The sequence below is a fragment of the Halorubrum sp. Ea8 genome (assembly GCF_002252925.1).
Lineage (GTDB): Archaea > Halobacteriota > Halobacteria > Halobacteriales > Haloferacaceae > Halorubrum.
On sequence record NZ_NHPF01000070.1, the window covers coordinates 21,567 to 30,519 of the forward strand.

General features: G+C 52.7%; 8 protein-coding genes. 4 read left to right on the top strand and 4 right to left on the bottom strand.

The genetic code is table 11. The annotated features are described in order from the left end of the window. Positions 1–104: 104 nt before the first annotated feature. Entirely contained in the window at positions 105–1,031 is a 927-nt protein-coding gene (locus DJ74_RS06575) for an NAD-dependent epimerase/dehydratase family protein (RefSeq protein ID WP_094526724.1), read from the bottom strand. A gap of 108 nt (positions 1,032–1,139) precedes the next feature. Here DJ74_RS06575 and DJ74_RS06580 point away from each other — a divergent pair, with 108 nt between their 5' ends. Next, on the top strand, positions 1,140–1,601 hold the full coding sequence (locus DJ74_RS06580) for a GDP-mannose mannosyl hydrolase (protein WP_094526725.1): 462 nt from the start codon (positions 1,140–1,142) through the stop codon (positions 1,599–1,601). Between the two features lie 42 nt (positions 1,602–1,643). Here the strand turns inward: DJ74_RS06580 and aglF are convergent, their stop codons facing one another. Further along, on the bottom strand, positions 1,644–2,414 hold the full coding sequence (gene aglF, locus DJ74_RS06585) for a UTP--glucose-1-phosphate uridylyltransferase AglF (RefSeq protein ID WP_094526726.1): 771 nt from the start codon (positions 2,412–2,414) through the stop codon (positions 1,644–1,646). 186 nt (positions 2,415–2,600) lie between these two features. Here aglF and DJ74_RS06590 point away from each other — a divergent pair, with 186 nt between their 5' ends. Together DJ74_RS06590 and DJ74_RS06595 are read left to right on the top strand one after the other, a co-directional pair. Next, positions 2,601–3,992: a polysaccharide biosynthesis C-terminal domain-containing protein gene (locus DJ74_RS06590; protein ID WP_094526727.1), complete on the top strand. Its 1,392-nt coding sequence runs from the start codon at positions 2,601–2,603 to the stop codon at positions 3,990–3,992. A 142-nt stretch (positions 3,993–4,134) separates the two neighbouring features. Next, entirely contained in the window at positions 4,135–4,836 is a 702-nt protein-coding gene (locus tag DJ74_RS06595; protein WP_176451317.1) for an FkbM family methyltransferase, read from the top strand. A gap of 108 nt (positions 4,837–4,944) precedes the next feature. On the opposite strand, the gene DJ74_RS06600 is transcribed toward DJ74_RS06595, so the two are convergent. Beyond that, a complete protein-coding gene (locus DJ74_RS06600) occupies positions 4,945–6,372 on the bottom strand; it encodes a sulfatase (protein WP_094526729.1) in 1,428 nt (475 codons plus the stop codon). A gap of 165 nt (positions 6,373–6,537) precedes the next feature. On the opposite strand from DJ74_RS06600, the gene DJ74_RS06605 reads away from it, so the two are divergent. Beyond that, positions 6,538–7,443: a glycosyltransferase family 2 protein gene (locus tag DJ74_RS06605; protein WP_094526730.1), complete on the top strand. Its 906-nt coding sequence runs from the start codon at positions 6,538–6,540 to the stop codon at positions 7,441–7,443. 15 nt (positions 7,444–7,458) lie between these two features. On the opposite strand, the gene DJ74_RS06610 is transcribed toward DJ74_RS06605, so the two are convergent. Further along, positions 7,459–8,652, bottom strand: a complete 1,194-nt coding sequence (locus DJ74_RS06610; RefSeq protein WP_094526731.1) for a glycosyltransferase — start codon at positions 8,650–8,652, stop codon at positions 7,459–7,461. Between the last annotated feature and the right edge of the window lie 301 nt (positions 8,653–8,953).

The window sequence follows — 8,953 nt, forward strand, 5'->3', positions numbered from 1 at the left end:
TTGAATTAAGTCAGAGTTAGGGCTACTGTGTCGGTTCGGTGACTGTCAGTCCGAGCGATCGTTGCCGCCTCGTCTCGGTCGGGCGTCGTCGACCGAGGGACGGCTCAGCGCTCCGCGTCGTTCAGGTACGGCTCACACACCAGCTCGACGCCTTCCTCGAAGCCGATCTCGGGTTCCCAGCCGGTGGCCTCGTGGAACTGCGAGTAGTCGGCCATCGTGTCGTGGACGTAGCCGTCGAAGGGGCACTCGATGTACTCGGGGTCGATGTCCGTGCCGAGCGCGTCGTTGATCATCGCGACCATCTCGTTGAACGAGTACGCCTCCTGGGTGCCGACGTTGTAGACGCCGGTGATCTCGTGGTCGGCGGCGAGCTCGCAGGCGCGGGCGACGTCCGAGACGTGCGTGAAGTCGCGGGTCTGGCTGCCGTCGCCGAACAGCTCGGGCGCCTCGCCGTTCGCGATGGCGTCGGCGAACTGCGCGACCGTGTTCGCGTACTCGCCCTTGTGTTCCTCGTTGCCGGCGAAGCCCTGGTAGACGGAGAAGAAGCGGAGGCCCGCCACGTTCATGTCGTGGTGGTTGGCGTAGTACTCGGCGTAGCGCTCGCGGGCGAGCTTCGAGGCCTCGTAGGCGGTGCGCGCCTCCACCTCCATGTCGACCGGTGAGGGTTCGGTGCGGCTGCCGTAGATGGAGGAGGTGGAGGCGTAGACGACGGTGTCACACCCTTCGCGGCGGGCGCGCTCGACCGTGTTGACGAACCCCTCGACGTTGACGCGACAGCCGCGCTGGGGGTCGGACTCGTGCATGTTCCGCGAGGAGAGCGCGGCGAGGTGGAAGAGGACGTCGACGTCGGCGGGGTAGTCGTCGTTGAGGACGGAGGCCTCGACGAACTCGACGTCGTCGTCGAGGTTCTCGGGCGTGCCGAGGTAGGTGTCGTCGACCGCGATCACGTCGTTGTCGGCGGCGAGGCGGTTCGCGAGGGTCGAACCGATGAAGCCCGCGCCGCCCGTGACGAGGACGCGCTTGTTTTGCATACGGGTATGTGGTTAGGGCGAGGGGATTATGGCTTCGGTTTCAGCGCACATTGCAGTTGACAGGACCGTTCAGTTCAACGTTATTTGCTCGGGGTTCGTCGAGCGCATATGGACGGCAACTGGATCCCGGACGACGAGTGGGCGACGATCGTGGCCAACGTTCCGATCGTCTCCGTCGACTTGGTGATCAGACGCGACGGCGGCGTGTTGCTCGGCCGGCGAACGAACGACCCCGCGAAGGGGTACTGGTTCGTGCCGGGCGGACGCGTGCTGAAGGGGGAGTCACGCCGCGAGGCAGTCCACCGGGTGGCCAGCGAGGAGCTCGGCCTCGAGGTCGAGATCGTCGAATCGCTCGGCGCGTTCGAACACCGCTACGACACCGCAGACGTCCCCGGCGTCGATTCGAAGCAGTACCTCGCAAACGGGTACGTGGTCGACGTGGTTAGCGGAGAGCTCACTCCGGATGACCAACACGACGAGTTTCGGGTGTTCCGGTCGCCGCCAGATCCCTGTCACGAGTACGTCCGCGCTTACGTTGAGGCAGCGTCGACCGTGGACCAGTGGGAGTAAGCGGACCGTTCCATCGGTCCGCAGTGCGCGAAGAGCGTTCGTTCAGCTGTCGACGACTGCCTCGTCCGCTTCCTCCTCATCCGCTGGCTCTTCGTCACCGGCCAACTCGTTTAGGCGCTCTTCGGCGCGGTCGCGGTCCTCGGGGTAGCCGACGTCGATGCGCCACCCGTCCAGTTTGATTGCATCGATCGTCCGCCCCGACTGGATGAGAAGGTCGATCGCGTCGGGGAGTTCGTACTCGCCGCGGTCGGACGGCTGGACCAGATGGCAGGCGTGGAAGATGGCGGGCGTGAACGTGTAGAAGCCGGTCATCACGAGGTTGCTCGGCGGGTCGTCCGGCTTCTCGACGACTTCGGTGATCTCCCCGTACTCGTTCGTGTCAAGCACACCGTACCGGCTCGCCTCCTCGTACGGAACCTCTTCGACGAGGAAGGCGGCATCGGCGCGCTCCTCCTGCTGGCGGCTGGCCACGTCGCCGAGATTACCGCGGAAGACATTGTCGCCGAGCATTAGCATGAAGTCGGCGTCAACGTGCGGTTCCGCCTGGAGGATGGCGTGGGCTAAGCCGAGCTGTTCGCGCTGGTGGGTGTAGGTGATCGGCACGTCGCGATACTCATCGCCGTAGCGGTCGATGATCTGTTCGGCTTTGTAGCCGACGACGACGATGAGTTCGGTGGCGCCAGAGTCGATCAGATTGTCGAAGACGTCCTCGATGAGGGGCGTGCCATTGACCTCGACGAGGACCTTCGGTTTGTCGTCTGTGAGCGGTCGGAGACGTGTTCCTTTGCCCGCGGCGAGTACGACTGCTTGCATGGGTAGGTGGTGTTGGTGGGGTTGCAAATACTTTGTTACCGATCCGGGCATTGAGTGATGCAACTCCGAGCCTGGATACAGACTGTATTCCGTTATTGCGAAAGCGCGGTATTGATACGTGGTCAGTCGAAAACGAGCAACTGACGAATCCCCCCTGATCCCTACATGAAATACGGCCGAACCTCGATGATCGACTTCTTGTCGAAGATCGTCATGTCGTTCTCGGGGTTCGTCGCGACTATCGTCCTCACTCGAACGCTCGGACAAGAGCGATACGGAGCATACGTCGTCGTCCTCTCGGTGTTGGCGTGGGTTGCAATCGCGGGGAATCTGGGACTGTCGCCGGCCATCAAGAAGCGTGTGAGCGAAGCTGATGACGGCAACTACATCATTTCCGGCGTCATCGTACAACTGATTTTGTATGCAATCGTCGCCGCCTGTCTCTGGATCGCTCGCCCGTATTTGAACGCTTACATGGAGATTGATGCGACTGCGATTCTTATTTTGCTGCTGGCAGTCAAACTCGCAACCGATTTTATCCAATCTGTTCTTGACGGCCAACATTTGGTCCACATCTCGAGTTTGCTCTCACCGATCGAGTGGACTAGTCGGAGTGTCGTTCAGATCGCGCTCGTGTTATCAGGACTGGGAGTGGTCGGAGCGTTTGCGGGATACGTCGTTGGTGCTCTCGTTGCAGTAGTTATCGGTATGTACTTCGCATCGTTCGATCCGTCGCTTCCTTCTCGTCGGGACTTCGATCGGCTGCGCTCGTATGCGCAGTTCTCGTGGCTTGCATCGGTGAAAGGTCGAACGTTCCTCTCAATGGACACGCTCGTACTCGCCGTCTTCGTCTCAAACAGCGTCATCGCAGTTTACGAGATCGCGTGGAACCTCGCATCACTATTCGCCATCTTCGGATCATCGGTCAGTCGCACGCTGTTTCCTGAGATGAGTAGAATATCCTCCGCGGAGGGAGCAAGCGACGAAATTGCGGAGTTGTTTCGAATCAGCCTCGCGTACTCCGGACTATTCATCATTCCAGGATTAATTGGTGCGGTGATCGTGGGTGATGTCGTTCTGACGATCTACGGATCGGGGTTCCAGACCGGATACTACATTCTACTTATCTTGACATTCGCTCGACTTCTGTACGGATACCAAGGACAGTTCCTGACCGTGCTTGACGGGGTCAATCGTCCGGATCTGACATTCCGTATCAACGGCGTCTTTGTCGCTGTGAATCTCGTTTTAAATATTCTATTGACTTGGCAATACGGTTGGTACGGGGCAGCTGCCGCAACGACAGCATCTGCTGCCCTCGGACTCGTGTTCGGCTACTATTACACGAGCCGGATTATCGATGTTGTTGTGCCGATTGATGTGATCGGAAAACAACTTTCTGCAGCAGGCGTTATGGCACTGGTTGTGTACGGAGGCCGGCTGTTGGTTGGCGACTCACTACCTGTCATTTTCGTTCTTGTCAGCGGTGGTGCTGGAATCTACTTTATTTTATTGTTAGCTATTTCGCGGGAATTCCGTAAGACTGTTCAGAGAAATCTCCCACATATCATGCAATAAACGACAATTGATTCGAAATAGTATTGTATACGTCCTATTGCATTTCATTGTTTAATACCAAATCCAAATTTTTTATATTAGTCCCATATAATATACAAAAATGATTCGTCAAATACAACAGTTGCTATCTGAAGGAGGAATTATGGAACTGTTTAGAGGTATTCGAGACTATACTTACTACTCACCGGTCGCACCGATATTCGCTAGGATGTATGGAAGTCGTGAACTGGTCGTCAACGATATCAAAATTTTATTTTCGATATCAAATACAGAATCACTCAGACGAGGGCTCGGACATGGTGAAATTGACGTCATCGCAGACATTCTTAGAGAAGTCTCCAGTGAAGATACTGTCTGGGATATCGGTGCAAACCAAGGGACGTACTCGCTTTTTCTTGGGAAATTAAATGTCGATGTCCATGCCTTCGAACCGGGGTCGTCAGCTAGAAAGATTCTTAAGCAAAATATTGAATTAAATAACATAAGATCTATAACGATTCATCCATTCGCGCTGGGAGCGGAGAACAAGTCTGGAATTCTAAAACAAGCACACCGATCCGGTGTCCGACAGGTTGTGGACTATGGAGACGGAGAATCGATCGAAATCAAGCGCGGAGAGGACATATCCATACCAGACCCCGATATACTGAAAATTGATGTTGAGGGGGCAGAAGTAGACGTCCTTCATGGACTGGAAACATTGATTGACTCATCACGAGTTTGTTACGTGGAGATCCACGGCAACAATCGCTCTGCCGTCACAAAAATTCTTGAACGAAATGATTTTCAGATAAGCAAAGAATACTCGAATATTCTGAAATACACCCATAAAATAAATAATTAAATTGCCAATTTGAGTGAAATATCATAGAATTCAGTATTGTTACTTTATTTTTGATACAAAAGCAGGAATGCTTTTTTAGATAGCTTTTTGGCCCAATTGAACCTCTTATCAGAGGTATCCGAGCTGTTTGAGTTGTTCTATTTGAGACTCGTCAAAATGCGACCCCTCAGATTTGTTATCCTGCGACCAATTAATTCCAAGCTCTTCAAGCACGGTATTCAGTCGCTTTCGATGTTGTTCTTCAGATTCGGAAATATCAGTTGTCTCGTCTGGGAGTCGATACAATTCGGCTCGTTCCTGGTTTATCGCGAGTTTAAAATCACCGTCGGTGACCACGGTATAAGGATTCTTGAAAAATCGATTCGTCTGGAATTCCTTGTTGTGTTTCAGATAGGCATCCATATCAATGTGCCCATACTGGCTTATCCCATACTCTCTTTCCGACTCACGGATGTCAAGCCCTTCAAATTGTTCGGTGACAACATCACAAATCTCCGCTAGAGTACGAGTGAGGTCGATCTGTTGGGTCATCGTGTCGGCGTCGGTCTCTATGTCCGAAATACCTGATATCACCATTGGTACTCGGATAAGATTCTCGTGGAGAACGAGATTGTGGCCGATTACGCCATGTTCGCCGAATAATTCACCGTGATCGCCAACGACAACTAATATCAGGCTGTCTGATTCGTTTCGGGCTGTGGACACGATCTCACTAACGGTGTGGTCCATGTAGGCTAACGTCGCGTCGTACATGGCTTCTATGGCTTCCCACTCGTCATCTGATAAATCAAGTCCTGTGGCAATCTCCCGCTTGATTTCATCTGAACCGCCGTAGTAGATGTCTTTTACCAGTGAGTACGCTTCCTCTGTGGAGAACGCGATATCGTCAGTGAAACAATCTACGTAGTCGGCGTTCGGGAGGTAGGGGTGGTGTGGACTCGGAATATGTGCATATGCGAAGAATGGATTATCTTCAGATCTGGTTGACTTGAGCCACCGCTCTGCGTGCCGGTGCAGCACCTCGTTTTCGGTAGTCTTCAGGTCATGTTTGATCCGATTGAAGTCTATGGTACGTGACCGGAAGATACGCCGTAATCCCTCTCTCCAGTAATCAAGCGCATCTTTGTGGCGCGGAGAGTAACTCTTTGGGACCGCCTTTACAGCCTTTGTATAGCCAAATCCTCTGTCAAGCCCTGTTGCCCCACTGATGTAGGGGTTTGGAGTGAAGAGTGCAGTTTCATAGCCGATATTCTGAAGTAGTTCTGGTAGTGTCTCAATGGAAGAGGGTAGTCGTATATTCGCTTTCCCATCTTGGCCAACTTGATGGGTTGAAAGGTATGTTCCGGTCAACATTGATGCGGACGACGCAGGCGTCCACAGGGATTGCGCAATACCGTTATCGAGAACGACCGAATTCGGTTCTTCGGCGATCGCGCGGATGTTGGGGGTTGTATCACGCTTATATCCATACATCGGAGTGTGGTCGGCCCGCACACTCTCTAAGCTCAGCCACAGAATATCAGGGTGATCGTCCATTGTCAGAAGGAAGGCTTCTACTAATAAAAAATACTATCTAAACCAACGCAACGACAGTATTTTGCCAGTGTTGGAGGATAGTAGTATCATGATGACTCTGACTCTATCTGTTCAGTTATCAGATTATCGGGAAGAGAGTATCCACCGTTACTGCGTCTCGAAATAATGATAAGCATCGTGCTACCAGTCTACAATCAGCCATCATTACTTCGAGAAGCACTAATGAGCGTACAGAAGCAGTCGCTGGAAGATATTGAAGTAGTAGTTGTCGATGACGGGTCTGAAGCTGAAATCAGTCATATAATTGATGGATTTGGCAAGTGGGCTCGCCACATCCGCCATGAGACAAACAAAGGTGCTGCTGCCGCTCGCAACACCGGTATCGAACATGCAAATGGTGAATTTATCGCATTTCTCGACGCAGATGACGTCTGGGAACCTACAAAACTAGAGAAACAACTGAATGTTTTTGAAAATGCAGACGATAATGTAGGCCTCGTATATACGGGATTCGTACAGTACGAAATTGACGGTACCGAGTGGGAACGACATCCTGAAGCGAAGGGCAATATCTACATCGACGAACTGGAACACGATCGCGTCCATCCGACATCCACCGTAATGGTTCGACGGGATGTATTTGATGAAGTCGGTGGATTTGACACCAATCTACCGAGCCGTCAGGACTACGATCTCTGGATCCGCATCACGGAACACTACGAGGTCGATTACGTCGACGAGATTCTCGTCGACAAGCGCGAACAGCCGGACAGCATCTCGAAGGACTTCGAGAGTCGAATTGAGGGCGACCTCGCGGTCTTCGAGAAGGTCAAAGAACGCGCAGCCGATCTTGATTTCGGTACTCGAAGTCGCATATATTCGTATCACCACCACGTCATCGGTCGAGACTACGAATCCAACGGGAACCGCTGGAAGGCGCTGAATCACCTTGGACTCGCTATTGTTCGATATCCGTTCCGACCGATCTCATACGCGATGTTCATCATCGCGCTGTTCGGTATCGACAGAAATGGCCCGCTGCTGACGTTCCTCAAGCAGTTCATTCGGTGAGCACACAAGGTGCACTTATTTCTCTATGAAGCCTTGCTCCGGATTAGATGACGTATCTTCGAACTCTGAATACCAGTCTGGAGTCACATCTGCGTTCTTGACTGCGCGATCGACTGCCTCATGCATGCGGTGGTGAAATGCTTGGACAGAGAACCTGTCTGCAAAAGACGCGATCTCCGAACTATCCCAGTCAACGCCTTCCTCCTCGAACCGTTGAACCACTGTCCGAATCGTGTGTCCCGACTCTTCTCGTTCGAATGTGTGTCCTGTTTTCTCTTCGACGACTTGGTACTGTGTCATCCCTTCCTTCACACCCAGCAATGGTGTTCCAGCGGCCAGTGCCTCCACAGGAGAGATACCAAAATCTTCGTCTTGACCGTTGAAAATGAACGCTTTTGCGCCGGCGAGCAGCTTCTTCTTTTTTTCCTCACTGATGTAGCCAGCAAATTCGACATTTTCACCCGCAATTCGTTCGAGGTTGTCACGCTCAGGACCGTCACCAGCGACGACGAGTCTCGCGTCAAGGCCGTCGAAGGCGCGCACGATATCGTCGACGCTCTTGTGCCAGTCGAGTCGAGAGAGCGTGAGGTAGTAATCTCCAGTCTCCGCGTCGCTGGGTGAATAGGTATTCGTGTCCACCGGTGGGTAGACAACATCTATCTTTTCACCAGGGATACCCCAGTATCGGACCATCCGCCGTTTCACCTGCTCAGAGTTGGCAAGAAAGAGATCAGGTTTGTGCGTGTTATGATCGAATGCGACACGAATCGCGTAGTAGAACAGTAGCTTTAGAGACGCAAATTTGTCGGTGCCAACCTCATGGATCTGGTCGGACTGCCGGCGGTTCGTGTGGTGAATGTACGCTATCCAGACTTGTTCGGTCGGCGGGACGTAGAACAACGGCTCGTTACCACTCGTCACGATTACATCGTGATTTCGGAGCGGTTCAGCGATCTGCCACCCGTGCATATGTGCGACCATCCGCGCTATGCCGCCGCGCTCTAACGCCCACTTATTTAAACGACCGTTGATGAGTTGACGAGTTTTGATATCGGACGGCTCGATATCCTCGTCCTGCCAACCGACGTACAGCGGTGCGTCCTCAAACACACGCGACAGCTCCCAGGCGACACGGTCACCGCCACCGTTGACGTGTTCACCCCAGTGCGCGACCGCGATATTCGAAATAGAACCGGCGTGTCGATTCATTGTTTATTTCATGAGTCACCGGTCGTCAAAGGTTTCACGGTAGATGATGCTCACTTGATAAAATCTTTGATATCTCAACTAATAGTCATAACTCAAACCTGTTTTTGATGTCTTATATCGGGATGTAGTACTTGTCATAAGATATCGAGAAAATACAAATATTCCAATTATTTATTTTATGAGTTGTATAACAATTTAAAAGTTTATCGGCTAGTTTGTCGGTGGCTCAATCGCACTCAAAGATTCTTCGATTAATTCAATGTTCCGCTTTGAGTCCGCGATGCTCTGTTGAATCCGCAGA

Coding starts and splice junctions, on each gene's coding strand:
- aglF (WP_094526726.1), bottom strand. CDS start 2,414: ATGCAAGCAGTCGTACTCGCCGCGGGCAAAGGAACACGTCTCCGACCG.
- DJ74_RS06605 (WP_094526730.1), top strand. CDS start 6,538: ATGATAAGCATCGTGCTACCAGTCTACAATCAGCCATCATTACTTCGA.
- DJ74_RS06595 (WP_176451317.1), top strand. CDS start 4,135: ATGGAACTGTTTAGAGGTATTCGAGACTATACTTACTACTCACCGGTC.
- DJ74_RS06610 (WP_094526731.1), bottom strand. CDS start 8,652: ATGAATCGACACGCCGGTTCTATTTCGAATATCGCGGTCGCGCACTGG.
- DJ74_RS06580 (WP_094526725.1), top strand. CDS start 1,140: ATGGACGGCAACTGGATCCCGGACGACGAGTGGGCGACGATCGTGGCC.
- DJ74_RS06575 (WP_094526724.1), bottom strand. CDS start 1,031: ATGCAAAACAAGCGCGTCCTCGTCACGGGCGGCGCGGGCTTCATCGGT.
- DJ74_RS06600 (WP_094526729.1), bottom strand. CDS start 6,372: ATGGACGATCACCCTGATATTCTGTGGCTGAGCTTAGAGAGTGTGCGG.
- DJ74_RS06590 (WP_094526727.1), top strand. CDS start 2,601: ATGATCGACTTCTTGTCGAAGATCGTCATGTCGTTCTCGGGGTTCGTC.